Genomic DNA, 21,860 nt, shown 5'->3' on the forward strand with positions numbered 1-21,860 from the left:
GCTAGAACTTGCGGTCTGAAGGCGCATCCGCCCCCCGGGAACGAAGCCAAAGCGTGGCCGTTAGGCCATGCCCGGGGCGAAGGGCGCGCCGCCCTATTGACGCCGCGGGCGCCTGATAAGGCTGGCCCGCCACGACCAAGGAGCTGGTTTTCATGATCCGCACCCCCGCCCTCTCCCGCCGGACCCTGGCCTTTGGCCTCGCCGCCGCCCCCTTCGCCGGTCTGCTGTCGGCTGGCCCGGCGTCTGCGGCCCTGTCCTCGGCCGACCAGGCCCTGGTGAACAGCGCCGTGGCCTATCTGGAAGGGCTCAGCCAGGCCAAGGGGACCTTCGTTCAGACCGATCCCCGGGGCGTCACCACCCAGGGCGAGATCTTTCTGAAGCGCCCCGGCAAGGCGCGCTTCGCCTATGCCGCGCCGTCTGGCCTGCTGGTGGTGTCGGACGGCAATCTGGTGTCTGTCGCCAATTCCAAGCTCAAGACCTTTGAATCCTACCCCCTGGGCGCCACGCCCCTGTCCCTGTTCCTGGCCAAGCAGATCCGCCTGGATCGCGGCGTGCAGGTGACGCGGGTGAACCGCCTGGCCGACGGCTTCTCCATCACCGCCCGCGACGGCAAGAAGGAGGCCGAGGGCCAGATCACCCTCTCCTTCTCCGATTCGCCGACGAAGCTGGCGGGCTGGACGATCAGCGACGCCCAGGGCCAGGCGACCCGGGTGCGCCTGACCCGCCTGGACAAGGTGGCCAGCCTGGACGACAGCCTGTTCGTCCTGAAGGACCCACGAAATCTGCGTCCTGGCCGGGGCCGAATGTGACAATCTCACAACAGGCAAGAATCATCGTGATTCCCGCTTGACTTTTATCGGCCTCGTGGCAAATATGACACGCATCGCTGAGGCAGGGCCGCTGGCCCGATATCAGCGCCGTGCCGGAACCTATCCCCTCCCGGCGGCGGCATGAGAGACGAATGACTTGGCGCCCGGGGTTCTCCAGTCCCCGGGCGTTTTCTTATGGCGCGCCTAGAGGCCGAGCGCGTTTGATCCGACAACCGGTTCCCACTTATCGGGACGCGCTCAGTGGCCTAAACCCTGCCCATGCGCCTCCGTATCGCCTCCTGGAATATCAACTCCGTCCGCCTGCGCGCCGAGCAGGTCGCCCGCTTCGTCGACGAGCAGGCGCCCGATGTTCTGTGCCTGCAGGAGATCAAGTGCCAGGAGGCCGAGTTTCCCCGGGACGCCTTCGCCGCCATGGGCCTGCCGCATGTGAAGATCGCCGGCCAGAAGGGCTGGCACGGGGTGGCCATCGCCTCGCGCCTGCCGATCGAGGACGCGCCCATCCTCAATGTGTGCCGCGAGGGCCATGCCCGCTGCGTCTCAGCCAAGGTGGCCGGGGTGGAGATCCAGAACTTCTATGTGCCGGCCGGCGGCGATACGCCTGACCGCGCCCTGAACCCCAAGTTCGACCACAAGCTCGACTTCTTCGAGAGCCTGACCGCCGAGATGGGCCGCCGCGATCCCAGGTCGCCCCTGGCCATTGTGGGCGACCTGAACGTGGCGCCCGGCGAATTCGACGTCTGGAGCCACCGGCAGATGTCCCGCATCGTCAGCCACACGCCGGTCGAGGTGGCGGCCATGGACGCCCTGCAGAAGTCCCTGGGCTTCATCGACCTGCCGCGGGCCGCGACGCCGGAGCCGGAGAAGCTGTTTTCCTGGTGGAGCTATCGTTCGGCGGATTTCCGCAAGTCCAACCGCGGCCTGCGCCTGGACCACATCTGGGTCTCGCCGGGCCTGAAGGACGCCGCCTTCCGCACCGGCGCGGCCTCGTCCCGCGTCCATGACGACGTCCGCGAATGGGAGCGCCCCAGCGACCACGCCCCAGTCACCGCCGACCTGGGGCTTTAGGCGCGCCCCCTTCGGGGTCCCGCATGGCAGGACCCCTCAGAGGCAGACGAGGCCCCTAGTCGGCCAGCTTGACCAGCATCTTGCCGGAATTGACGCCTTCCAGCAGGCCGATCAGAGCCTTGGGCGCGGACGTGATCCCGTCCATCACCGTCTCCTGGTACTTGATCTTGCCGTCGCGCAGCCAGGCGGCCATGTCGCGCTGGAAGTCGGGCTGCAGGTGCATGAAGTCGGTGCCGACAAAGCCCCGCAGCATCACCCGCGAATAGATGATGTTGGACAGGTTCCGCACCGGGGCCTGGCCCTCATTATAGCCCGAGATCATGCCGCAGACGGCGATGCGGCCCAGCGTGTTCATCCGGCGGAGCGCGGCTTCCAGATGCTCGCCGCCGACATTCTCGAAATAGACGTCGATCCCCTTGGGCGTGGCCTCTTCCAGGGCCTGGCGGATCGGCTGCGTCTTGTAGTTGATCACGGCGTCCAGACCGATCTCGTCCCGCAGCCAGGCGGCCTTGTCGTCCGAGCCCGTCGAGCCGACCACATAGCCGCCCTTGATCTTGGCGATCTGTGCGGCGATGGAGCCCACCGCGCCGGCGGCGGTGGAGACGAACACCTGCTCGCCCTCCTTCATGGCGCCGATGAACAGCAGGCCGCCATAGGCCGTGAAGCCGGTCATGCCGAGCGCATGCATGTGCACCGTCAGCGGCAGGCCCTCGGCCGGGGTCAGCTTGGACAGGCCCTTGGGGTCGGAGACGAAATATTCCCTAAAGCCCAGGCGGTTGGTCACCAGATCACCGACGGCGAAGTCCGGGCTCTTGGACTGGACCACCTTGCCCAGCGCCCCGCCCATCATGGCTTCGTTCAGGGCCTGGCCGGCGGTCAGCCGCGGGCGCATGGCCGGGTCTACCGACATGTAGAGGTTCTGGACCAGCACCTGGCCGTCGGCGGCGTCAGGGACGTTGGTCTCGACAATCTCGAACTCGCCCTCCTGCGGCATGCCGTTGGGGCGGGTGATGAGATGAACTTCGCGGCTGATGGGCATATGGCCCTCCCTTATGTGTCTCGAATGGGCGAAAACAATGGGGCGGACCATGGACCGCACCGATCAGGGGCTTCAACCCTGACGCAAGGGAAGCCTGAAGGAAGAGCTGGGGGCGGCGATGAGCGAGCGGGTCAAGGTGGACGAGGCGACGGTCGCCACCCTGGTGGCCGAGCAGTTTCCCCAGTGGGCGGACCTTCCCATCACCCGGGTCAAGCCCGGCGGGTGGGACAACCGCACCTTCCGCCTGGGCGCCGATCTGCTGGTCCGTATGCCGGCCGCAGCCCACTACCTCGCCCAGGTGGAGAAGGAGCAGATGTGGCTGCCCCGGCTGGCGCCTGGCCTGCCCTTGTCGATCCCCGCGCCGATGGCGGTGGGCGCGCCGGGCCGCGGCTATCCCTTCCCTTGGTCGATCTGCGCCTGGATCGCCGGCGAGACCGTGGCCGCCGCCGCGGACGGCCTCGACCATGAGGCCCTCGCCCAGGACCTGGCGGACTTCCTGCTGGCCCTGCACGCCGTCGACGCCTCAGAGGGGCCGCCGGCCGGCCCGCACAACTTCCACCGCGGCGGCGATCCGGCCGTCTATGACGGCCAGACCCGGGCGGCGGTGCAGGCCCTGGGCGATCAGATCGACGGCGCCGCGGCGCTCGCCCTCTGGGATGAGGCTCTGGCCACGCGCTGGGACCGCCCGCCGGTCTGGATCCACGGGGACGTGGCGCCGGGCAATCTGCTGGTCCGGAACGGTCGGCTGGCCGCGGTGATCGACTTCGGGACCTGCGGGGTCGGCGATCCGGCCTGCGACCTGGCCTTCGCCTGGACCGTTCTCGAGGACGCCGCCCGCGACACCTTCCGCCAGCGCCTGGGCCTCGACGACGCTTGCTGGCTCCGCGGCCAGGCCTGGGCGCTCTGGAAGGCGCTGATCGTCGTCGCCGGCGCGCCGGGCGTCCACACCCACGAACGCGACCTGCACCTTGGCGTGCTGCGGCGCCTGGGGGTGATGTAGCGCGAGGTCCGTGGCTGAAGGTTCAGGTCGCGCCGAGACTGGCCAGGCTTGCGTCCATCGCCTGGTTCAGCGGCGTGGGGGGCTCGGACCCGAGGATTTCCACAAGCCTGCGGTTGTCGAGCCGCGCCGGCCAGCGCCAGTAGGGCGCGATATCGGCCGCCTCCCGGGGAAAGCCGCCGAAGGGGCTCAAAGCCTGCATCACCCACCAGGGGAAGGGCGCCGTCGGGATGTCGCGCCCCAGCGCCCGCGACACCGCGTCGGTGAGCACGGTCCCGGTCTCGTCATAGAGCCCCTCGAACTGCAGGCGCTCAAAGGGGCGGAGGCGATCAGCGGCGTCCATGAGGCTTGCAAAGGTCTCGGCCAGATCCGGCAGATAGGCCCAGCTATGTCCGGCCCCCCGCGCCACCTTGACGATCTTGCGCACCGGCTGGCCCGGCTTGACCATGGCTTGCGAAAACCAGCTCGAGCGGACGCCGGGACCGAAGAAGTCCCCGGCCCGCAGGATCAGCGCCGGGACCTCCGGGGCGGCGGCCTCCAGGCGGCGCTCCATCGCCACGCGCATGGCGCCCTTTCGGCTGCGGGGCGCCTGCGGCGTGTCGGCGCCGATCACGGGGGTGCGGGCGACGTCGTAGTTGTAGATTGTGCCGGGCAGAACGATGCGCGCGCCGCCGGCCGCCCTTGCCGCGGCGATCGTGTTGTCGATCATCGGCGCCGCCAACCTGTCCCAGTGGCGATAGCCGGGGGGGTTCACCGCATGGACGATGGCGCAGACTCCGTCCGCCGCCGCGCTCACCTGGGCGCGATCCATGGCGTCGCCCCCCCGCCAGTCGACGCCTGCCAGCGCCTGTCGGTCGGCGCTCGCCGGGTCGCGGGCCAGGCCCCGCACACGCCACCCACGCCGCAGCAGGGCCTGGGCCACTGCGCCGCCGATCCCGCCGGTGGCGCCCAGGACCAGGGCGGTTCTTTCGCTGTTCATCGCGCGTCTCCTCTTGATGAGACCGACCTTGCGCCCACGGCATCCTGTTAGAAATTGCAAGAAGCTTGCAGGCTGCTAGTAGAAAACATATGAGCAGCCCCATCTCCTGGGAGGATCAGCAGGCCTTTCTGGCCGTGTTGGAAGAGCGCAGCCTGTCGGGCGCCGCCCGCCGGCTCGGAATCTCCCACGCCACGGCCCGCAGCCGGATCGCGACTCTGGAGGCGGCCCTGGGCGCCGTGCTCTTCACCCGCTCGGCCAATGGCCTGACCCCCACCGAGCAGGCCCGCGCCCTGGAGGGGCCGGCCAGGGCCATGGCCCTGGCGTCGGAGCATTTCATCCGCCTGGCCGCCGCCCCGCCAGGCGAGGTCGCCGGCGTCGTCCGGATCAGCGTGCCGGAGTTCGTCGGCGTCGAAGTAATCCCGCCCATGCTGAAGACCCTCCGCGACGCCCACCCGGCGATCCAGGTGGAGCTGTCGCTGAGCAACGCCCCGGCCGACCTGCTGGCCCAGGAGGTGGATGTGGCCGTCCGCACGGTCCGCCCGGCCCAGGACGCCCTGGTGGCCCGCAAGGCCGCGGTGATCCCGCTCGGCCTCTTCGCCTCCGACGCCTATCTGCGCGCCCGGGGGACGCCCGCCTCGCAGGCGGACCTGGCGCGGCACGACCTCATCGGCCCCGACCGCGCCCGGGCCGATCTGGCCTTCGCCGAGACCCTGGGTCCCGCCTTCGACCGTGGGCGGCTGGCCTTGCGCACCGACAGCCATCCGACCCAGCTCGCCGCCGCCCGGGCGGGTCTCGGGATCGCCGTCGCCCAGGTCCCGGCGGGCGCCCGCGACCCCACGCTTCGCCGCGTGCTGCCCGAATGGGTGGTGGCCCATCTGGAAACCTGGATCGTCACCCACGAGAGCCTGCGCCGGGTCCCCCGGATTCGAGCGGTGATGGATATTCTGGCCGCCGAGTTCGCCCGGTATCAGGCTCCAAACTCTAAGTCTTGAGCGCCCCTCACGCGCCCAGGGGCAGGTCGCAGACCAGCAGGCCCGGGGCAAGCAGGGCCGCAGCTAACCTCACCGCACTGCGCGACGGAGGGCGAGGCTGAGGAGGACGAGGGCGGCGGCGCCGGCCAAACAGGCGAAGAGGAGCGGTTTCATCGGCAGGACGGCGGCGGCGACGATCAGCACGAGGCCAATGCACACCGAGCCCCAGCCCGCGCGGAGAGCGGCCCGGGCCCAGGCGTCGCGATTGAAAGGCCGATCCAGGGCCGGTGGGGACAGCTTGGCGAACAGGTTGGCGCGGATCGCGACGCTCAGGCCCATCAGGCCCACGGCCAGCCGAACCAGCAGATCGCCTTCCGGAGGGCGGGCCGCGACGTAGAGTAGGCCCATCCAGGCCGTGCAGAGCGCCGTGAAGACAAAGGTGAAGACGAGGCTCGCCTGCAGGTGACGCGGACTCTCGTCGGAGACGCCCGGTCGGAGTCCGGCCAACAGGCGGTTCGACCGCCAGAGAATCACGGCCAGGACGGTCGGAACCGCCAGCAGGATGAAGGGCGCCAGCGGCCGGGGCCGAAGGTCCAGGCCGAGGTTTTGGATCATGTGAATGCGCCAGCCGATAGCGGCCAACGCAAAGACCAGACTCGCCAGGACGGCGGTGAACAGAACGAACTTCACGTGGCGGTTCATGTCTCACCTTCTTGCGGGCGCGCCTCTGGCGAGCGGGCGATGCCAAGGCCGAGGCCATCGGCGAAGCCGAGCAGGGCGTCCTCGAGGACCGAGATTCGCAGGGCGTAGATGATCGACCTTCCCTGCTTCTCCGCGGCGATCAGGTCCGCCTCGCGGAGCACGGCGAAGTGGGCCGACATCGTGGCCTTGGAGACCGGGAACTGGTCGGCCAGCTCTCCCGCGCTCATGGGACGCGCCTTGAGCAACTGTAGCACCCGACGTCGGGTAGGATCGGACAAGGCCTTGAAGACGCCGCTCATGACGACATTTAGCTAAATGTCTAAATAAGAGTCAAGGCGAGGCTTTACTCGGTCGAGAAAACTGGCAGGTCGCAGACCAGCAGGCCCGGGGCGTCCAGGGGCAGCTGCGCCACGACCTCGCCTTGCGCGTCCAGCAGCGCCGTGGGCCCCCAGGCCACGCGGTCGCCCCGTTCGCCGGTGACGTCGGCGGAGAGACACCAGAGCCCGGTCTCGCGACAGCGCTCGCCCCGCACGGGGTTGTGGCGATCCTTCCAGGCCAGGGCGATATCCCGGGGCAGCATGTTGTTGGCCGGACAGACCAGCAGGGTCGCGCCCTGGTCGGCCACCTTCTGCGCCGCCACGGGGAAGTTGGTGTCGAAGCAGATATTGATCCCGAAACCCACGCCGCCGGCCTCAAACACCGGGCAGTCCTCGCCGGGCGCAAACACCGCCTCGCTCTTCAGCAGATGGGTCTTGCGGTAGCGGCCGATCAGGCGGCGGCCCTCGAGCACCACGGCGGTGTTGTAGAGCCGCTCCCCTTCCGCCTCGATCAGCCCCAGGACCAGGGTGGGGCCGGACTCCGGCAGATGGCCGACCACATCGTCGAAGGCCGAGGATCCGAGATCCAGCGCCGCCCGCCGCGCCGCCTCAGGCGCTGTCAGATAGCCCTGCAGAAACCCTTCCGGGAAACACAGCAGGGACGCCCCGGCCGCCTGCGCCTGCCCGATCACCCCCCGCGCATAGGCGAGCGCCCCGGCCACATCCGCCCAGAAGACCGGCGTCTGGGCCGCGGCGATGCGGACTTGGGGGCCGGTTGGGGTCATGGGAACCTCGTCAGACTGGGCGGGGATCATGATGGACATCGCCGACGGCCGCGCCGCCGTTCAGCCGGCCAGGGCGGCCAGTTGTGCGAAGGCCGTGGGTCGGGGCCCTTGCGCCAGACGCGCGGCGATCGCCTGGGCGCAGGCCTCGGGGGCGAGCGCTGAAGTGTCCACCTCCAGGTCGTAGAGACCGGGCCTGTGGACCTCGTCCTGGAAGCGCTGGACCGGGGCGGGGATGGGATCGCCCGGGGACCAGGCCTGGTTCCAGGTGGCGGTGCGGCGCGCCATCACCACCTCGATGGGACAGCGGACGCCGACCAGCCAGGCGGGCAGGCCCTCCAGGACCCTTGCGCAGGCCGGCAGAATGTGGCGCGGCTGGGAATAGGCGTCGTGATGGCCGAGGTCGGCGACGACGTTCAGTCCCAGGCGGCTATGGGCGGCGATGGACTGGTAGAGGGCGAGATAGAGGCTGGCGATCAGCGGCTCGAGCTCCGGCCGTTCGCCGCCGGGGCGAAGGCCAATGCCGGGCTGGAACCGCTGGGGCGTCATGGCCTTGAAGCCGTCCACGCCCAGGTTCATCCAGACGCCGTCGAAGCTGTCCTGGATCGCCTGGGCGAGGCTCGACTTGCCGGCGCGCGGGACGCCGTTGAGGACGATGATCTGCCCCGGCGCGGTCATGGTCAGGCCGTCACCACCCGGCCGTCGCGCACCTCCACCGGCCAGGGCGTCAGGCGTTCGCCAAAGCAGGGGCCGACGACGCATTCCCCGTCCAGGGGACGGAACAGCGCCCCGTGGCCGGCGCAGAGGATGTGGCGGTGATCCCGCGTCAGGTAGCGGTCGTCCAGGGCCGAGAGGGGCCAGCCGGCATGGGGACAGGAATCCACATAGCCGCGGATCTCCTCGCCGATCCGCACCACCACGCCGGCGAACATGGCCGCCTCGGCGCGAAAGCGGAACCCCTTGGCGCCGGGCTCGGCCACCTCGTCCAGGGCGCAGAGGTCGGTCCCGGCCGGCGGACGGGCGGGATTGGCGCTCAAGCCAGGGCCCCGCGGGTGACCTTGAAGGCGGAGATCTCCACCCGTTCGAACACATCGGCGGCCTTGTAGGGATCGCCGGCCGCAAAGGCCTCGACCTCGCCCCGGTCTTCGGCCTCATAGAGGATCAGCGAGCCGGCCATGTCGCCGCCCTCGGTCAGCAGGGGACCGGCCAGCTTCACCTTCTCCAGGCGCTGTTCGATATAGGCCAGGTGGTCGGCCCGGGCGGCGGTGCGGCGGGGCAGGGCGTCGGCCTTGTCGAAGCACATCAGGACAAAAAGGCTCATGGCGGATCCTTAGCGTTCGTCCCTCAAGGGACGGGACAACAGGTTTTCAATGGCCACATCCACGGCGACCTCGCCGGCCAGGATGGCGGCCACGGCCTCGCAGATCGGGGTCTCGACGCCGAGCTTCGCCGCCAGCTGGCGCACGGCGGGCGCAGAGGCCACCCCTTCGGCCACCGAGAGCTTGCCGGCCAGGGCCTGCTCCAGGGTCTGGCCGGCGCCCAGCGCCAGGCCGACGCTCATATTGCGCGACTGCGGGCTGGAGCAGGTCAGCACCAGGTCGCCCAGGCCACAGAGGCCGGCGACGGTCTCAGGCTCGCCGCCTAAGGCCACGGCCACCCGGGTCATCTCCGCAAAGCCGCGGGTGATCAGGGCGGCGTGGGCGCTGCGGCCCAGGCCCCGGCCCTCGACAATGCCGCAGGCGATGGCCAGCACGTTCTTGATCGCCCCGCCGACCTCGGCGCCGATCATGTCGGCGGCGTAGTAGGGGCGGAAGGCCGGGCCGGCGAGGGCTTCAGCCAGGCGCCGGCCCAGCGCCTCGTCCGGGCAGGCGAGCGTCACGGCGGTGGGCAGGCCGCGGGCCACCTCGCCGGCGAAGCTCGGTCCGGACAGCACGGCGGGCGTCGCATCCGGCAGGGTTTCGGCCAGGACCTCCGTCATCAGCTTCAGCGTTCCCTGCTCCACCCCCTTGGCGCAGAGCAGGATGGGCAGGCCCGGCCGGGCGTGGGGGGCGAACGCCGTCAGCGCGGCGCGCAGGTGCTGGGCCGGCGCCACCATCAGGATCAGGTCGGCGTCAGCCAGCGCGGCCAGGTCGCCGGTGCAGACGAGGCCGGCATCCAGAGCGACGCCGGGCAGGAACAGGCGGTTCTCCCCGGTCTCTGTGATGGACGCCACCACCTCGGGCTCGCGGGCCCAGAGCGTGGTGGAAAGCCCGGCCCGCAGGCAGACCTGGGCGAGCGCCGTGCCCCAGGCGCCGGCGCCGATCACCCCGGCGCGCTTCATCGGCTGGCTCATGACTTGACGCCCTTTCGGCCGGCGAGGTGGCTGGGATGGGCCGCGGCCGCGACCGCGTCGAGGGGCCAGCGGGGCCGGGCCGGGGCGTCCAGGGGATCGCTGATCCCCAGCGCCAGCCGCTCGGCGCCGGCCAGGGCGATCATGGCGGCGTTGTCGGTGCAGTAGGCCAGCGGCGGGGCGGTGAAGGAAAAACCCCGCCCGCGGGCGGTCTCTTCAAGGGTGGCGCGCACGGTCCCGTTGGCCGCCACCCCGCCGGCCACCACGAACCGCAGGGCCTCGCCCTCATGGGCCTGCTGATAGAGGTCCATGGCTCGCTCGGTGCGCTCGCGCAGCTGGCGGGCGATGGCGGCCTGGACGGCGGCGGCCAGGTCCCGGCGTTCAGCCTGCGTGGTCAGGCCCTCGGCGATCCGCGCCGCGGCGGTCTTCAGGCCTGAGAAGGAGAAGTCGCAGTCCTTGTGGCCCAGCCTGGCCCGCGGCAGGGGGTAGCGCTCGGCGTCCCCGCCGACGGCGAGTTTCTCCAGGGCCGGACCGCCGGGATAGGGCAGGCCCAGCGTCTTGGCGATCTTGTCGAAGGCCTCTCCGGCCGCATCGTCCATGGTGGTCCCCAGGCGGCGACAGGCGCCGACGCCGCCCACCTCCAGCAGCTGGCAATGGCCGCCGGACACCAGCAGCAGCAGGAAGGGATAGGCCACCTCGGCCCCCAGCCTCGCCGAGACCGCATGGCCCTCCAGATGGTTCACCGCCACCAGGGGGAGAGACCGGGCGAGCGCCACGGCCTTGCCAAAGGCCAGGCCCACCATCACCCCGCCCACCAGGCCAGGCCCAGCGGTGGCGGCCACCCCGTCCAGATCGTCATAGGAGAGGCCGGCCTCGCCCATGGCCTGGGCGGCGATGGCGTCGATGGCCTCCACGTGGGATCGGGCGGCGATCTCGGGCACCACCCCGCCATAGGGAGCGTGCTGGGCGATCTGGCTGGCGATCACCGAGGACAGCACGCGCACCTGGCCGTCGGCGCTCCGCCGCACCACGGCTGCGGCGGTTTCGTCGCAGCTGGTCTCGAGACCCAGGACCGCGAGGCCCGGCGCCGAGGGATCGGTCATCCGGTTGCGGCCAAGGCGCCTGTCCTGTAGCAGCGGGCTGTCAGTCATCGCATCGCAGGTAGACCGCCCACCGTGTCTTCGCAACCGCCCGTCGTCCGCATCGGGGCCAGAGGCTCCCAGCTCTCCCTGGCCCAGGCCGGCCAGATGCAGCGCCGCATCGCCGCGGCCCTGGGCGCCGCGCCGGAGGACGCCGAGCGCGTCGCCCCCCTGGTGATCATCCGCACCTCCGGCGACCAGATCCAGGATCGGCGCCTGCTGGAGGTGGGCGGCAAGGCCCTGTTCACCAAGGAGATCGAGGAGGCGATGCTGGACGGCCGCATCGACTGCGCAGTCCATTCCATGAAGGACATGCCCGCCGTCCTGCCGCCGGGCCTGGTCATCGCCGCCATCCCCGAGCGGGAGGACCCCCGGGACGCCTTCCTCAGCCGCGAGGCCCGCACCCTGGAAGACCTGCCCCAGGGCGCCCGGCTCGGCACCGCCAGCCTGCGCCGCCAGGCCCAGAGCCTGCATGCCCGCCCCGACCTGGACGTCCAGCTCCTGCGGGGCAATGTGGGCACCCGCATGGCCAGGCTGGAGGCGGGCGAATACGACGCCATCATCCTGGCCCTGTCGGGGCTGAAGCGCCTGGGCCTGGACGGATCGGCCAAGAGCTTCATCGATCCCGTCGAGCGCCCGCCCGCCCCGGGCCAGGGAGCGCTGGCCATCGAGACCCGCGAGGCCGACCAGGGCCAGCCCTGGCTGGAGGCCCTGCGCGACCTGGACACCACCACCACCGTGGCCGCCGAGCGGGGCGCCATGGCGGCCCTGGAAAGCTCCTGCCGCACGCCCATCGGCGCCTATGCGACCCTGAAGGCCGGCCAGCTCTTCCTGATCGTCGAGGCCCTGTCGCCGGACGGCCGCCTGCGCTTCCGCCGGGAAGAGGGCCTGGACCTGACCCGTGCGGCCGACCCCATGGTCGCGGCCCGAGAGCTGGGCCTGAAGCTGGGCGCCGAGCTGCGCGACGAGGCCGGCGACGCCATCATCCTGCCGGAAGACGCCACGCCCTGAGAACCGGCTTGGCGCCCTGCGGGCTTGCATCGGCCCGCCGGCTCAAGCTTTCCTGCGGCGATGACGTCCCAAGACCGGCGCCTGATCTGGATCACCCGCGCCGAGCCGGGCGCCGCGGCCACGGCCGAGCGCCTGCGGGCCATGGGCTGCCGGCCCCTGGTCCTGCCCCTGCTGGAGGTCGCGCCCCTCGACGGCGTCGTCCCCGACCTGGCCGGCGTCGGCGCCCTGGCCTTCACCAGCGCCAATGGGATCCGGGTGTTTGCGAGCCTGAACCCTGACCGGAGCCTGCCGGCCTTCGTGGTCGGCCAGGCCACGGCCCAGGCGGCGCGGGCCGCGGGCTTCCGCCAGGTCTATTCCGCCGATGGGGACGTGGACGCCCTGGCCCGCGGCCTGGCGGGGCGGGCCAGTGAGTTCAGGGGAACGGTCCTCCACCTGGCCGCCGCCGAGCCGGCCGGCGACCTGACGGGCGCCCTGGCCGCCGCCGGCGTCCCGGCCCGGAGCCAGGCCATCTACGAAACCCGCCCGCTGACGCCGTCGCGGGACGAGCTTGAGCGGGCGCTGAAGGCCGAGGCGGTCCTGGTCCATTCCCCCCGGGCGGCCCGCCAGCTGGCCCTGCTGCTGCGCGGCCGCGAGGCGCGCCACCTGCGCGCGCTCTGCCTGTCCCGGGCGGTGGCCAAGCCCCTGGCGCGGGCCAGGATCGGTGAGCGCGCCTTCGCCCCCCTGCCCATGGAGGCCGCCCTGCTGAACCTCATCGAGCGCACAGCGCCGTCGGCGGCCAGGCCGGCCGAGCCCGCCGCCCGGTGAACGCCCCCGAAGCCCCGTCCGACGAGTCCGAGCCCGCCCCCCCGCCGCGGATGTTCGGACCCGTCTACTGGACCGCCATCGCCTTCGCCGTGCTCTGCATCCTGGGGGGCCTGATCATCGCCCGGTTCGGCCCCGTCTGGCTCGGCCCGGCGACAGATCACCCCACCGCCACAGAGTCGCTTGGCGAGCGGCCCGACAGCCGCTAAATAGTCGCCCCCGGACGCAGACGCCTCACCCAGGCCCCGCGTCGCCACGGGCCGCCTTAGCTCAGCCGGTAGAGCGGCGCATTCGTAATGCGTAGGTCAGGTGTTCGAGTCACCTAGGCGGCACCATTCTTTCACTCGAGATATCGATAGGTGAAGCCGGCCGTGCGGGGGTCGCTCGGCAGATGGCTTATCTTGAGGCTGAGCAGCCCCACTTTTAGTGCAAGGAGTTCGCTCGCGCTTCGCGCCCCGACGTCACTGCCAGCGCGCGGGATCTTCCAGAACGCCGATCTGCCACGATGGCGCATCAGCTTCACTGGCCCACCGTCCTCACGGCTGTATGATGCTGCGTCGAGCGTCAGCGCGGGGGCGGAAGTGATTAAAAGCGTGTGCGTCTTCGCGCTGGCTGCGATGCTCAGCGCGACCCCCACCAGGCTTCGGGCTGAGATCGTCCCGGCGAGCGATGGGATGTTTCTTTGTCGATCGCCCGTCATCGCCAACGCCTTCTGGACCGATCTGAACCGGGCGGCGGAAGCGGGCGTCAAGCTGAACCGGACGATTGCCGGAGAAATCGCGGCGAAGCACGAGTGCCCATTCGTCCGATCCGACCGGTTAAAGCCGGTGCGGTTTGTCGCTGGACAACTCGGCATCTCAGACGGCCTACGCATCGGGTGGGCATCGCCGGAGTACTATGTCATCTACATCAACAACCCGCCTGGATAGCGAGTCCGGCCTATGTAGATCAGAATGGCGACTCGTCGACCGTCACATCGAGGAGAAGTTCCTCAGTATAGTTTCCCTCAGATGTGGCAATGTCGATCAATGCCACTCCTGTGAGCTTGTAAGATTCTAGAGGCTCTCCCCCGCGATATTTATTCCACACCTGTTTTGTTCCGATAAGCTTCACCTGAGACCACGCTCCAGGCGAAAGCCTCGGGACTGATGGTTGGATGAAATGTCTTATGCTGTAGTTTTTAAGGTCTGATTTTGTATTTGGACACTCTACAGCGCCCTGCTTAAATGCCCAACCCGGCCCTGTGTGTAAATAGAACGCCTCCAGATCTGGACTTCGTATATCTGTCTTGTTGTGAAGGTCGAACTGAAAATATACCTCGGCAGAATGCCTATACGGCGTCATTTCTAGGACGCCCCATAGGGGACGGCTACTGATTGATATTGGTATCGTTCGCGCCCTATTAATTTCATCCTTAATCCATGCGATTTCTGCGGAGAGTTTTTCCCTTAATCCTGTTATCTTGTCGCCATATATCAGATGTCGATGATGCTTCAGGTCAAAAGGAATATCATTAGCATCTTTGGTAATTAGTATTACGGGCTTCTTTTTAGCATGGGCATATCCTACTTCGTAAAAGACATTTGGGTTTCGCCCCGTCATGTCCGCGATGATGAAATCTGCCGTCTCTATTTGTCTGTATATGCGCTCTAGAATTGTCTCCGAAAAACTCTGTTCATCAACCCGCTCGGCGACAACTCCCAGCGACGTTGCGACCTCTTTTATGCCAAGGCGATAGACATCGTCGAATTCCTGGTCAAAAGGCATAAGTACGAAGGCAAACAGCATCGTGGGCACTCAGGCCTCCTCAAAGCCAGATATATTTGGCCGCCTCGCAGCTTATTCCAGCCATTATCTGGGACAAGCCAATGCCTAGTTTGCCGGCTGTGCGTTCAACAGAGCGACTACGTCGCTCTAAACACTGCGCCTTCGGCAAGCCCGGCGTTAGGCTGAGTCAGAGTGTCCTTAGGCATACCCGGTGAGGCTGCCGCTTTCCACTTCAGAAGGCCGTTAGCCGGTTTTCGGGACGCTACCGTCCGACCGGCGGAACCAAGCTAGACACCCAGATGAGCTTTGTCTCCTGGTCCCCCTCACTTCACCACATCTTCCTCGCCCTCCTGGCGGACGCCTTTGTCGGGGCGTTCGATCCAGGCCATGAGGGGGGTGGCGGCGACGCCGTGGAGGATGACCGACATCAGGACCACGGCGCCGGTGATCGCCCAGAGGCGCTCGGATGAGCCGAAGTCCCCGTGGTTGAGGCCATAGGCGATATAGAAGAACGAGCCGATGCCCCGGACCCCCAGTATGGCCGAGAGCCACTGCTCGCGGCGGGTCAGGTTCGAGCCCCACATGGAGATCCAGCCCGCCAGCGGCCGGATGACCAGCAGGATGACGGCGCAGGCGGCCAGGTCGGTCCAGGTCAGGCTGGACATCAGGCCTGCGGCCAGCGCGCCGCCGAACAGCACCAGGACCAGCATGATCAGCAGCCGCTCCACCTGTTCGGCGAAGTCGTGCAGGGCGCGGTGATAGTCGTGGTTCCGCTCCCGCGACCGCAGGGTCAGGGCGGCGATGAAGACGGCCAGGAAGCCGTAGCCGTAGACGAACTCGGTGGCCGTATAGACCACGAAGGTGGCGCCCAGGGCCACCAGGCCGTCGCCGGTGGCCGACAGGCGCACATGGGGGATGTCGAAGGCGACCCAGCCCATGGCCCGGCCCAGCAGCCAGCCCATGGCCAGGCCCGCCCCGATCCGCCAGACCACGTCCATGGAGACCCAGTGCAGCCAGTCCTGCGGACCGGGCCAGGCCATGGAATCGCCGGTGTTGGCGGCCACGGCGGCGAAGACCAGGGCCAGGTGGACAAAGGGGAAGGCCAGGCCGTCATTGAAGCCGGCCTCCGAGGTCAGGGCGAAGCGCACCTCGGTCTCCTCCCCCGATCCCGGCGGCCCCACCTGGACATCGGCGGCCAGCACCGGATCGGTGGGCGCCAGGGCCGCGGCCAGCAGGACCGACATGGCCAGAGAGAGGCCCAGCGCCTGCACGCCCAGGACGGCGATGGCCAGGATGGTCAGCGGCATGGCGATGCCCAGCAGCCGCCAGGCCGACCCCCAGCTGCGCAGGCCCATGGGCCGGTCGATCTTCACCCCGGCCCCCATCAGGGCGATGATGACCACCAGCTCGGTCAGCCGCTCGGTCAGGGTGTCATAGGTCCGCGGGTCGGGGTCGAAGTTGAGGCCGCCCAGGCTGAACACCGCCACGCCGATGGCGACGCAGACCATGGCCAGGCTGAGCGGCAGGCGCTTCAGGCCCAGCGGCAGCCAGGCCACCAGCAGGATCACGGCCCCCAGCCCGAACAGGAAGAGCAGATAGGGATCTGGGGTCACGGCGTGTCCTTAACGGGGATCATGCAACGCCTGGCGCGGTCTTCGTATCCGGCGAAGCTTGGGCAAACTCGCCCCGGGTCCACATCTGTGGCAATCAGGGAGCGCTTTAGGGTTCGAGGAGCGGCATGGCGCATCGGTTCTATTCCAGTCAGGCCCAGGGGTTTGTCCGCTGCGGCGTGGCCACGCCCAGGGTCGCCGTGGGCGATCCGGCCGCCAACGCCCAGGCGATCCTGGAGCAGGCGCGCAAGGGCCATGAGGCCGGCGCCGACCTGATCATATTCCCCGAGCTCTGCGTCTCGGCCTACGCCATCGATGATCTGCACCTGCAGGACGCCCTGCTGGACGCCGTCGAGGCGGCGGTGGCGGAGATCTGCGCGGCCAGCGAGACCTTGAGCCCGGTGCTGGCCATCGGCGCGCCGGTGCGGCGCAACGGCCGGCTCTACAACTGCGCCCTGGCCATTTCCCGCGGGCGCATCCTGGGGGTCGTGCCCAAGTCCTTCCTGCCCAACTACCGGGAATATTACGAGAAACGCTGGTTTGCGCCGGGCGCCGGCCTCACCGACCTGGAGGTGACCCTGGCCGGCCAGACCGTCCCGTTCGGGGTGGATCTGATCTTCGCCGCCGAAGACCTGGCCGACTTCGTCTTCCACCTGGAGGTCTGCGAGGACTTCTGGGCGGCCACCCCGCCGTCCACCCGCGGCGCCCTGGCCGGCGCCCTGATCCTGGCCAATCTGTCGGCCTCCAACGTGGTCGTGGGCAAGGCCCGCGACCGGGCCATGCTGTGCGCCTCCCAGTCGGTGCGATGCCAGGGCGCCTATCTCTATTCGGCCGCAGGCCCCGGCGAGAGCACCACCGATCTCGCCTGGGACGGCCAGGGGGACATCTATGAGCTGGGCGCGCTTCTGGCCCAGAGCGAACGCTTCCCCACCGCCGGCGGCCTGACGCTCGCCGATGTGGATGTCGAGCGCCTGCGGCTGGAGCGGATGCGCACCCCGACCTTCAACGATGCGGCGACGGCCGAAGGCCATCCGGAATACGATTTCCGCCGCATCGGCTTTGCCCACCAGCCGGACTTCGCCGACCGCGGCCTGATGCGCCGCCAAGACCGCTTTCCCTTCGTGCCCGACGATCCGGTGCGCCTGGACGAGGACTGCTACGAGGCCTTCAACATCCAGGTGGAGGGCCTGGCCCAGCGCCTGAAGGCCAGTCGCACCGAGAAGATCGTCATCGGCGTCTCCGGCGGGCTCGATTCCACCCACGCCCTGATCGTGGCGGCCAAGGCCTGCGATCAGCTCGGCCTGCCCCGGGCCAATATCCTGGCCTTCACCCTGCCGGGCTTCGCCACCTCGGACGGCACCAAGTCCAACGCCTGGGCCCTGATGCGGGCCATCGGCGCCACGGCCGAGGAGATCGACATCCGCCCGGCGGCCCGCCAGATGCTGGCCGACCTGAACCATCCCTTCGCCGGCGGCGAGCCGGTCTATGACGTGACCTTCGAGAATGTGCAGGCGGGCCTGCGCACCGACTATCTGTTCCGGGCGGCCAACCAGCGCGGGGCGATAGTGCTGGGGACCGGCGACCTGTCGGAGCTGGCGCTGGGCTGGTGCACCTATGGGGTCGGCGACCAGATGAGCCACTACAATGTCAACGGCTCGGTGGCCAAGACCCTGATCCAGCACCTGATCCGCTGGGCGGCCGCCCATGGCCAGTTCGAGGCGGCGACCAACGATCTGCTGCTGGCCGTCCTCGACACCGAGATTTCACCCGAGCTGGTGCCGGCCGATGCGGCAGGCGCCATCCAGTCCACCCAGGCCATCGTCGGCCCCTACGAACTGCAGGACTTCCACCTCTATTACATCACCCGCTTCGGGCTTCGTCCGTCCAAGGTCGCCTTCCTGGCCTGGCACGCCTGGCGGGACGCCGCCGCCGGCGCCTGGCCGCCGCACTTCCCGCCGGAGGCCCGCAACGCCTACGACCTGGAGACTGTGGGCCGCTGGCTGGAGGTGTTCCTGCAGCGGTTCTTCGGCTTCAGCCAGTTCAAGCGCTCGGCCATGCCCAATGGGCCCAAGGTGGTGTCCGGGGGCAATCTCTCGCCCCGCGGCGACTGGCGCGCCCCGTCCGACGGCAATGCCCGGCTGTGGCTGGCGGAGTTGAAGGCCGGGCTGCCCGGCGACTGAGCGCGCCCGCACACTCTGGACAGGCGAGCCCTACAACCCTAACGATCTGGCCGTGGGGCTTTTTCGAAACAATCTTCCCGGCTGCGGCGGGCCAGGGGCGGGCGACGGCGGATGATCCATGTCGTCACCGCCGGCAATCGCAGCCTCTACCGCCGCGAACTGGCGATGATGCATGCGCAGCGCGCCGAGGTGTTCATCGACCAGCTGGGCTGGCCGCTGCAGCGAGACGCCAGCGGCGGCGAATCCGATCCCGGCGACGATGACCAGGCGATCTACTTCCTCGTGCTTGAGGCCGATGGGGCGCTGGTCGCCAGCTGCCGCATCCGTCCGACGGTCGGCTGGAGCCTGCTCGGGGGCCCCGCCGCCCACCTCGCGCCGGACGAAAACCTGGCCCGGCGGATCGACACCTGGGAGCTGAGCCGGATCCTGCTCCTGCCCCCGAGCCAGCGCAGCCCGGGTCACGTGCCCCCCGGCGAGGTCCGCCTGGCGATCCTGGAGGAGGCGTACGAGCGCGGCGTCCCGCGCCTGGTGGGCCTGGCCGATGGCCTGATGGAGGAGGTGCTGATGCGCTCGGGCATGGCCATCGGCAAGCTTGGCCCGACCGGGCCCTTTGGCGCGAGCCCGGCCTTCGCCTTCGAGATCGGGACGGGGCCGGCCGCCATCGCCGCCCTGCGCCAGACCCTGGGGATCGAACGCGCCCGCCGCCTGCGCCTGCCCAACGCCCCGGCGGGCGGCGATGTGCGCCCCCAGGAGGTGGAGGCGTTTCTGGGCGTCGCCGCGCGGCTGGACCGGCGGGACCTGCAGGCCCTGATGGCCGCCCTGCGCCGGGCGGTGGCCGAGGAGAACTGAGGTTCTACGCGCCCGCCGGACAGAAAAGCGCCGGCCAAGAAAAAGGACCGGAGACGAAGATCGCCGCCGGCCCATTCTGTTGTGATGTCCAGACGCGACCTTAGAGGTAGCGCTTGACCTCTTCGAGGTTGAAGCACTCGATGGTGTCGCCGGCCTTGATGTCCTGGAAGCCCTGGAACGCCATGCCGCATTCCTGGCCGTTGGGGACCTCGTTGACCTCGTCCTTGAAGCGCTTGAGCGTCTGCAGCACGCCCAGTTCCAGGACCACCACATCGTTGCGGATGATCCGGACGCGGGCGCCCTTGCGGACCACGCCCTCGGTGACCCGGCAACCCGCCACGCGGCCGACCTTGGAAATGTCGAAGGCCTGGAGGACCTCGGCGTTGCCCAGGAAGGTTTCCCGCTGGATCGGCGCCAGCATGCCCGAGAGCACGCCTTTGATGTCGTCGATCAGGTCGTAGATGATCGAGTAGTAGCGGATCTCCACGCCCTCGCGCTCGGCCAGGTCCCGGGCCTGCTTGGAGGCCCGGACGTTGAAGCCGAGGATCGGCGAGCCGGCGCCCTTGGCCAGCATGACGTCGCTTTCGCTGATCGCGCCGGCGCCGGACAGGATGATGCGCGCACGCACCTCTTCGGTGGAGATCTTGTCGAGCGAGCCGACAATGGCTTCAGCCGAACCCTGCACGTCGGCCTTCACGATGACCGGCAGCTCGGAGACCTTCTTGTCGGCGAGCTTGGCCATCATGTCGGCCAGAGAGGCGCCCGCCACCGGCGAGCCGGACTTCTCGCGCTTCACCCGCTGACGGTACTCGGTGATCTCCCGGGCGCGGGCTTCGTTCTCCACCACAGCCAGGGGTTCGCCCGGCTCCGGCGTGCCGTCGAGGCCCAGGACCTCGACCGGCGTGGAGGGACCAGCGGCGTCCAGCTGCTCGTCGCGCTCGTTGAACAGGGCGCGGACCCGGCCCCAGTTGGCGCCGGCGACGACGATGTCGCCGCGCTTCAGGCTGCCGCGCTTGACCAGGACGGTGGACACCGCGCCACGACCGCGGTCGAGCTTGGCCTCAATGACCACGCCCTCGGCGGTGCGGTCCGGATCGGCCCGCAGATCCATGATTTCAGCCTGGACCAGGATGGCTTCCAGCAGGTCGTCCAGGCCGAGCTTTTCCAGGGCCGAAACCTCGACCACCTGGGTTTCGCCACCCAGGCGCTCGACGACGATCTCGTGCTGCAGCAGCTCGTTGATCACCCGGGTCGGATCGGCGTCGGGCTTGTCGATCTTGTTGATCGCCACGATGATCGGGGCGCCGGACGCCTTGGCGTGCTGGATGGCCTCGATCGTCTGGGGCATGACGCCGTCGTCGGCCGCCACCACCAGGATGACGATGTCGGTGACATTGGCCCCGCGGGCCCGCATGGCGGAGAAGGCGGCGTGGCCCGGGGTGTCCAGGAAGGTCACCCGGTTGCCGTCCTCCAGCCGCACCTGATAGGCGCCGATATGCTGGGTGATGCCGCCATGTTCGCCCGAGGCGACATCGGCCGAACGCAGGGCGTCCAGCAACGAGGTCTTGCCGTGGTCGACGTGGCCCATGACCGCCACGACCGGCGAGCGCAGGGGCGCATCGGAGTCGTCGTTGTCGGTGGACAGGAAGCCGGTCTCGACGTCGGACTCCGAGACGCGCTTGACGGTGTGGCCGAACTCGGTGGCCACCAGCTCGGCGGTATCGGAATCGATGACGTCGTTGATCTTCATCATCACGCCCTGACGCATCAGGAACTTGATGACCTCGACCCCGCGGGTGGTCATGCGGTTGGCGAGTTCGCCCACCGTGATCACGTCGGGGATGATGACTTCGCGGGCGACGCGGGCCGCTTCCTGGCCGCCGCCCTTGCGCTTTTCACGCTCGCGCTCACGGGCCCGGCGAACCGAGGCCAGGGACCGCATGCGCTCGACCGCGCCTTCATCGCCGGCCGCCAGGGCCTGGATGGTGAGGCGGCCTTCGCGGCGCTGGGGCGCGCCCTTGCCGCGGCTGATGGCCTTGCCGGGCGCGGGGGGCTTGCCGCGACGATCGTCTTCCTCTTCCGGCCGACGGTCGAGATTGGCCGCGCCGGGACGCGGCGCCTGACGGGCGGCGCGCTGGACCTCAGGGGTGGCCGGCGGCGCCCCGGGGGCGACCGGACGACCGGCCCCACGGGGACCGTCTCGCGGCGGCGCAGGACGCGGCGTCAGGGCCGAATAGCGAACCGTATCGCCGCCGGCCGGCGCCGAACGCTCACCCCGGGGGGTGGAGCGGTCCTCGCGCGGCTGGTCGGCCGCAGGCGGAGCCTCGGCGCGGGCGCCCTCGCGATCGGGACGGGGGGCGCGCTGGTTGAAGCTGGTGGCGTCAAAGCGCGGCCGCGGCGGGCGATAGGTGGTGGTGCTGGCCCGGTCGTCCCGGCGATCGGGCGAGGGGGTATAGGAGCGGGTCTGACCGCCGCCCGCGGCGGGGCCGCCG

General features: G+C 69.4%; 23 protein-coding genes and 1 tRNA gene. 10 read left to right on the forward strand and 14 right to left on the reverse strand.

From position 1 onward, the window contains the following. Window positions 1-152: 152 nt before the first annotated feature. Window positions 153-809 carry a LolA family protein gene (locus Q7S93_RS10015; RefSeq protein ID WP_304713740.1) on the forward strand — a complete coding sequence of 219 codons (657 nt, stop codon included), beginning with the start codon at window positions 153-155 and terminating at the stop codon, window positions 807-809. Window positions 810-1,088: 279 nt separating this feature from the next. Further along, window positions 1,089-1,895 (forward strand): exodeoxyribonuclease III, encoded by an 807-nt coding sequence (gene xth, locus Q7S93_RS10020; RefSeq protein WP_304713741.1) that lies wholly within the window; start codon window positions 1,089-1,091, stop codon window positions 1,893-1,895. 55 nt (window positions 1,896-1,950) lie between these two features. Here xth and Q7S93_RS10025 read toward each other — a convergent pair whose 3' ends face one another. Next, a complete protein-coding gene (locus Q7S93_RS10025; RefSeq protein ID WP_304713742.1) occupies window positions 1,951-2,934 on the reverse strand; it encodes an NADP-dependent oxidoreductase in 984 nt (327 codons plus the stop codon). Window positions 2,935-3,052: 118 nt separating this feature from the next. On the opposite strand from Q7S93_RS10025, the gene Q7S93_RS10030 reads away from it, so the two are divergent. After that, window positions 3,053-3,934 carry an aminoglycoside phosphotransferase family protein gene (locus tag Q7S93_RS10030; protein ID WP_304713743.1) on the forward strand — a complete coding sequence of 294 codons (882 nt, stop codon included), beginning with the start codon at window positions 3,053-3,055 and terminating at the stop codon, window positions 3,932-3,934. Window positions 3,935-3,956: 22 nt separating this feature from the next. Here the strand turns inward: Q7S93_RS10030 and Q7S93_RS10035 are convergent, their stop codons facing one another. Beyond that, a complete protein-coding gene (locus Q7S93_RS10035) occupies window positions 3,957-4,910 on the reverse strand; it encodes an NAD-dependent epimerase/dehydratase family protein (protein ID WP_304713745.1) in 954 nt (317 codons plus the stop codon). 89 nt (window positions 4,911-4,999) lie between these two features. Here Q7S93_RS10035 and Q7S93_RS10040 point away from each other — a divergent pair, with 89 nt between their 5' ends. After that, complete coding sequence (locus Q7S93_RS10040; RefSeq protein WP_304713746.1) at window positions 5,000-5,902, forward strand: LysR family transcriptional regulator; 903 nt, start codon at window positions 5,000-5,002, stop codon at window positions 5,900-5,902. A 69-nt stretch (window positions 5,903-5,971) separates the two neighbouring features. On the opposite strand, the gene Q7S93_RS10045 is transcribed toward Q7S93_RS10040, so the two are convergent. Genes Q7S93_RS10045 through tsaD form a run of 8 tightly spaced genes read right to left on the reverse strand, consistent with a single transcriptional unit; the run spans window position 5,972 to window position 11,114 of the window. Further along, window positions 5,972-6,583 carry a hypothetical protein gene (locus Q7S93_RS10045; RefSeq protein ID WP_304713748.1) on the reverse strand — a complete coding sequence of 204 codons (612 nt, stop codon included), beginning with the start codon at window positions 6,581-6,583 and terminating at the stop codon, window positions 5,972-5,974. Then, the gene (locus Q7S93_RS10050) at window positions 6,580-6,882 is read right to left on the reverse strand and encodes an autorepressor SdpR family transcription factor (RefSeq protein WP_304713749.1); all 303 of its coding nucleotides are present in this window, start codon (window positions 6,880-6,882) and stop codon (window positions 6,580-6,582) included. Before Q7S93_RS10050 ends, Q7S93_RS10045 begins: the two co-directional genes overlap by 4 nt. Before the next feature lie 44 nt (window positions 6,883-6,926). Further along, on the reverse strand, window positions 6,927-7,685 hold the full coding sequence (locus Q7S93_RS10055) for a carbon-nitrogen hydrolase family protein (RefSeq protein WP_304713751.1): 759 nt from the start codon (window positions 7,683-7,685) through the stop codon (window positions 6,927-6,929). Between the two features lie 60 nt (window positions 7,686-7,745). Continuing rightward, window positions 7,746-8,360, reverse strand: a complete 615-nt coding sequence (locus Q7S93_RS10060) for a chloramphenicol phosphotransferase CPT family protein (RefSeq protein ID WP_304713753.1) — start codon at window positions 8,358-8,360, stop codon at window positions 7,746-7,748. A 2-nt stretch (window positions 8,361-8,362) separates the two neighbouring features. Further along, window positions 8,363-8,719, reverse strand: a complete 357-nt coding sequence (locus Q7S93_RS10065; protein WP_304713754.1) for a Rieske (2Fe-2S) protein — start codon at window positions 8,717-8,719, stop codon at window positions 8,363-8,365. Beyond that, window positions 8,716-9,003, reverse strand: a complete 288-nt coding sequence (locus tag Q7S93_RS10070) for a YciI family protein (RefSeq protein ID WP_304713755.1) — start codon at window positions 9,001-9,003, stop codon at window positions 8,716-8,718. Before Q7S93_RS10070 ends, Q7S93_RS10065 begins: the two co-directional genes overlap by 4 nt. 9 nt (window positions 9,004-9,012) lie before the next feature. Next, window positions 9,013-10,014: an NAD(P)H-dependent glycerol-3-phosphate dehydrogenase gene (locus Q7S93_RS10075; protein WP_304713756.1), complete on the reverse strand. Its 1,002-nt coding sequence runs from the start codon at window positions 10,012-10,014 to the stop codon at window positions 9,013-9,015. Beyond that, a complete protein-coding gene (tsaD, locus tag Q7S93_RS10080; RefSeq protein WP_304713757.1) occupies window positions 10,011-11,114 on the reverse strand; it encodes a tRNA (adenosine(37)-N6)-threonylcarbamoyltransferase complex transferase subunit TsaD in 1,104 nt (367 codons plus the stop codon). Before tsaD ends, Q7S93_RS10075 begins: the two co-directional genes overlap by 4 nt. 72 nt (window positions 11,115-11,186) lie before the next feature. Here tsaD and hemC point away from each other — a divergent pair, with 72 nt between their 5' ends. The 4 genes from hemC (at window position 11,187) to Q7S93_RS10100 (ending at window position 13,297) form a co-directional block, all read left to right on the forward strand. Beyond that, complete coding sequence (hemC, locus tag Q7S93_RS10085) at window positions 11,187-12,161, forward strand: hydroxymethylbilane synthase (RefSeq protein ID WP_304713758.1); 975 nt, start codon at window positions 11,187-11,189, stop codon at window positions 12,159-12,161. Window positions 12,162-12,221: 60 nt separating this feature from the next. Then, window positions 12,222-12,965 (forward strand): uroporphyrinogen-III synthase, encoded by a 744-nt coding sequence (locus tag Q7S93_RS10090; RefSeq protein ID WP_304713759.1) that lies wholly within the window; start codon window positions 12,222-12,224, stop codon window positions 12,963-12,965. Further along, the gene (locus Q7S93_RS10095; RefSeq protein ID WP_304713760.1) at window positions 12,962-13,171 is read left to right on the forward strand and encodes a hypothetical protein; all 210 of its coding nucleotides are present in this window, start codon (window positions 12,962-12,964) and stop codon (window positions 13,169-13,171) included. Before Q7S93_RS10090 ends, Q7S93_RS10095 begins: the two co-directional genes overlap by 4 nt. Window positions 13,172-13,221: 50 nt before the next feature. Beyond that, window positions 13,222-13,297, forward strand: a tRNA-Thr gene (locus tag Q7S93_RS10100). A 5-nt stretch (window positions 13,298-13,302) separates the two neighbouring features. Here the strand turns inward: Q7S93_RS10100 and Q7S93_RS10105 are convergent. The 3 genes from Q7S93_RS10105 to Q7S93_RS10115 all read right to left on the reverse strand — a co-directional run bounded on the left by Q7S93_RS10105 (window position 13,303) and on the right by Q7S93_RS10115 (window position 16,342). Beyond that, window positions 13,303-13,662: a hypothetical protein gene (locus Q7S93_RS10105; RefSeq protein ID WP_304713761.1), complete on the reverse strand. Its 360-nt coding sequence runs from the start codon at window positions 13,660-13,662 to the stop codon at window positions 13,303-13,305. A gap of 248 nt (window positions 13,663-13,910) precedes the next feature. Beyond that, on the reverse strand, window positions 13,911-14,750 hold the full coding sequence (locus Q7S93_RS10110) for a nucleoside 2-deoxyribosyltransferase (protein ID WP_304713767.1): 840 nt from the start codon (window positions 14,748-14,750) through the stop codon (window positions 13,911-13,913). Window positions 14,751-15,052: 302 nt separating this feature from the next. Beyond that, window positions 15,053-16,342, reverse strand: a complete 1,290-nt coding sequence (locus Q7S93_RS10115; protein ID WP_304713762.1) for a cation:proton antiporter — start codon at window positions 16,340-16,342, stop codon at window positions 15,053-15,055. Window positions 16,343-16,467: 125 nt separating this feature from the next. Here Q7S93_RS10115 and Q7S93_RS10120 point away from each other — a divergent pair, with 125 nt between their 5' ends. Both Q7S93_RS10120 and Q7S93_RS10125 read left to right on the forward strand, forming a co-directional pair. Beyond that, window positions 16,468-18,519, forward strand: coding sequence for an NAD(+) synthase (locus Q7S93_RS10120; RefSeq protein ID WP_304713763.1), 2,052 nt, complete (start codon window positions 16,468-16,470; stop codon window positions 18,517-18,519). 111 nt (window positions 18,520-18,630) lie between these two features. Beyond that, entirely contained in the window at window positions 18,631-19,368 is a 738-nt protein-coding gene (locus Q7S93_RS10125) for an acyl-homoserine-lactone synthase (RefSeq protein WP_304713764.1), read from the forward strand. A gap of 100 nt (window positions 19,369-19,468) precedes the next feature. Here Q7S93_RS10125 and infB read toward each other — a convergent pair. Then, window positions 19,469-21,860, reverse strand: a 2,392-nt coding sequence (infB, locus tag Q7S93_RS10130; RefSeq protein WP_304713765.1) for a translation initiation factor IF-2, incomplete at its 5' end; no start/stop codon positions are given.

Origin of the sequence: Phenylobacterium sp. (genome assembly GCF_030646615.1) — a bacterium.
Taxonomy (GTDB): domain Bacteria; phylum Pseudomonadota; class Alphaproteobacteria; order Caulobacterales; family Caulobacteraceae; genus Phenylobacterium.

Excerpts from the sequence above, each read along its gene's own strand:
- Q7S93_RS10015 (WP_304713740.1), top strand. The coding sequence starts at position 153 with ATGATCCGCACCCCCGCCCTCTCCCGCCGGACCCTGGCCTTTGGCCTC.
- xth (WP_304713741.1), top strand. The coding sequence starts at position 1,089 with ATGCGCCTCCGTATCGCCTCCTGGAATATCAACTCCGTCCGCCTGCGC.
- Q7S93_RS10025 (WP_304713742.1), bottom strand. The coding sequence starts at position 2,934 with ATGCCCATCAGCCGCGAAGTTCATCTCATCACCCGCCCCAACGGCATG.
- Q7S93_RS10030 (WP_304713743.1), top strand. The coding sequence starts at position 3,053 with ATGAGCGAGCGGGTCAAGGTGGACGAGGCGACGGTCGCCACCCTGGTG.
- Q7S93_RS10035 (WP_304713745.1), bottom strand. The coding sequence starts at position 4,910 with ATGAACAGCGAAAGAACCGCCCTGGTCCTGGGCGCCACCGGCGGGATC.
- Q7S93_RS10040 (WP_304713746.1), top strand. The coding sequence starts at position 5,000 with ATGAGCAGCCCCATCTCCTGGGAGGATCAGCAGGCCTTTCTGGCCGTG.
- Q7S93_RS10045 (WP_304713748.1), bottom strand. The coding sequence starts at position 6,583 with ATGAACCGCCACGTGAAGTTCGTTCTGTTCACCGCCGTCCTGGCGAGT.
- Q7S93_RS10050 (WP_304713749.1), bottom strand. The coding sequence starts at position 6,882 with ATGAGCGGCGTCTTCAAGGCCTTGTCCGATCCTACCCGACGTCGGGTG.
- Q7S93_RS10055 (WP_304713751.1), bottom strand. The coding sequence starts at position 7,685 with ATGACCCCAACCGGCCCCCAAGTCCGCATCGCCGCGGCCCAGACGCCG.
- Q7S93_RS10060 (WP_304713753.1), bottom strand. The coding sequence starts at position 8,360 with ATGACCGCGCCGGGGCAGATCATCGTCCTCAACGGCGTCCCGCGCGCC.
- Q7S93_RS10070 (WP_304713755.1), bottom strand. The coding sequence starts at position 9,003 with ATGAGCCTTTTTGTCCTGATGTGCTTCGACAAGGCCGACGCCCTGCCC.
- Q7S93_RS10075 (WP_304713756.1), bottom strand. The coding sequence starts at position 10,014 with ATGAGCCAGCCGATGAAGCGCGCCGGGGTGATCGGCGCCGGCGCCTGG.
- tsaD (WP_304713757.1), bottom strand. The coding sequence starts at position 11,114 with ATGACCGATCCCTCGGCGCCGGGCCTCGCGGTCCTGGGTCTCGAGACC.
- Q7S93_RS10090 (WP_304713759.1), top strand. The coding sequence starts at position 12,222 with ATGACGTCCCAAGACCGGCGCCTGATCTGGATCACCCGCGCCGAGCCG.
- Q7S93_RS10105 (WP_304713761.1), bottom strand. The coding sequence starts at position 13,662 with ATGACGGGCGATCGACAAAGAAACATCCCATCGCTCGCCGGGACGATC.
- Q7S93_RS10110 (WP_304713767.1), bottom strand. The coding sequence starts at position 14,750 with ATGCTGTTTGCCTTCGTACTTATGCCTTTTGACCAGGAATTCGACGAT.
- Q7S93_RS10120 (WP_304713763.1), top strand. The coding sequence starts at position 16,468 with ATGGCGCATCGGTTCTATTCCAGTCAGGCCCAGGGGTTTGTCCGCTGC.
- Q7S93_RS10125 (WP_304713764.1), top strand. The coding sequence starts at position 18,631 with ATGATCCATGTCGTCACCGCCGGCAATCGCAGCCTCTACCGCCGCGAA.